The sequence below is a fragment of the Romboutsia sp. 13368 genome, from assembly GCF_018336475.1.
Taxonomy (GTDB): Bacteria; Bacillota; Clostridia; order Peptostreptococcales; family Peptostreptococcaceae; genus Romboutsia.
Window position 1 is genome coordinate 2,276,909 of the sequence record NZ_CP048741.1, and the last position, 1,352, is coordinate 2,278,260.

The following is a 1,352-nucleotide window of genomic DNA, read 5'->3' on the forward strand; positions in this document are numbered from 1 at the left end:
GTGTCTTTGTATAATAATATTATTATTTTTTATTAGAAAGATGTTCTTTCAAATTTAATAACATCTCCATCTTTTATTATTAAATCATTAACTCCAACTTGAGCATCTTCACCATTTACTGTTATCTTCCAATATTCAGATTTGCTACCAGCTAAGTCTATATTTTCAATTTCTAGTACCATACCATTTTCTATCTTATATCCTTCTTTACCATCTAGTACAGATCCAAGCTTTTCCTCATCTGTTTTTATTTCTTCTTTTTTATTAAGGTTATCAGCATCAGAAACATATTCAATTGTTATAGTCTTGCTTCCTTCTTGAACATCCTTATTTTTAAAGGCATTAATACCTACAACACCTAATATAAGAATTAGTACCGCAGCTAGTGTTATTATTAGTTTTTTATTCATATCTTTACTCCTTTAGATTTATTAAATATAATAAGATCTTTTATACGTAGTTTTCATAGCCTTATCAAATCCTGACAGTAATGGACTAAATGCCCAAATACAAATTATAAAGTTTGATATACAGTGTATAAGATCAAACATTAATCCGTTTATCCAGTAAGAAAAGGCAAATGAGAATCCCATAGGTAAATATAAAATAGCAAATAATGCTCCAAAAATCAGACCAAATAATCCGAGAAATATTGCTGCAGTTATATCTTTATTTATAAATCTTTTACATTTACTACAAATTACAGCGTATCCACTCCAAACGAAGAAATATCCTATTGTTGAAAGATTTAATCCCCAAATTAAAACATTTAATGCAGAATATAAAAGTGTTATACATACTGTTTTTCTTGTGCCTAATTTTATTGCGAAAATAAGGATTAATAAACTTACTATTTCTATATTTGGAAGGAAGCTTAAAATAATTTGAGCTGACATTAAAATCGCTGAAAGTAGTCCAACTACTACTATATCTTTTGTATTCATTTTAATCTCCTAACTGTATTTTTCAATTTTAGTATGTTTTCTTTATATACCTCCTTATATATTTAATCTTTAATAATAAGTAGTTCTAATTCGGGTTCTCTTTATTTATGATTTGTATTTTGTACTATATTTTAATAGAAATTATTATGATAGAATTTATACAATAAAAAAACCTACCGAAGGTAGGTTCAAATATCTATAGTACGATATGATAATCTATAAGATACTATCTTCACCCCGAAGAAACTATTTTTTAACTTTAGGCAGGTCTCCTGACTTAGTTTCATCCTACTCCTCATCTTCCCATAATTAAATAAATTACAGTGATTTTATTGAGTTTCGTCCACATTACAGTAGCGGGGGCTGTAGAGGAATTTACACCTCTCTCCCTTTTAATCTATTAATATA

General features: G+C 27.4%; 2 protein-coding genes and 1 riboswitch. Both genes read right to left on the reverse strand.

The features are described 5' to 3' along the window. Positions 1-32 precede the first annotated feature (32 nt). A complete protein-coding gene (locus G3997_RS09520) occupies positions 33-410 on the reverse strand; it encodes a DUF4430 domain-containing protein (RefSeq protein ID WP_296645538.1) in 378 nt (125 codons plus the stop codon). Between the two features lie 21 nt (positions 411-431). Continuing rightward, on the reverse strand, positions 432-944 hold the full coding sequence (locus G3997_RS09525) for a hypothetical protein (RefSeq protein ID WP_296645539.1): 513 nt from the start codon (positions 942-944) through the stop codon (positions 432-434). Positions 945-1,189: 245 nt separating this feature from the next. After that, a riboswitch (cobalamin riboswitch) is annotated at positions 1,190-1,352 on the reverse strand.

Coding starts and splice junctions, on each gene's coding strand:
- G3997_RS09525 (WP_296645539.1), bottom strand. CDS start 944: ATGAATACAAAAGATATAGTAGTAGTTGGACTACTTTCAGCGATTTTA.
- G3997_RS09520 (WP_296645538.1), bottom strand. CDS start 410: ATGAATAAAAAACTAATAATAACACTAGCTGCGGTACTAATTCTTATA.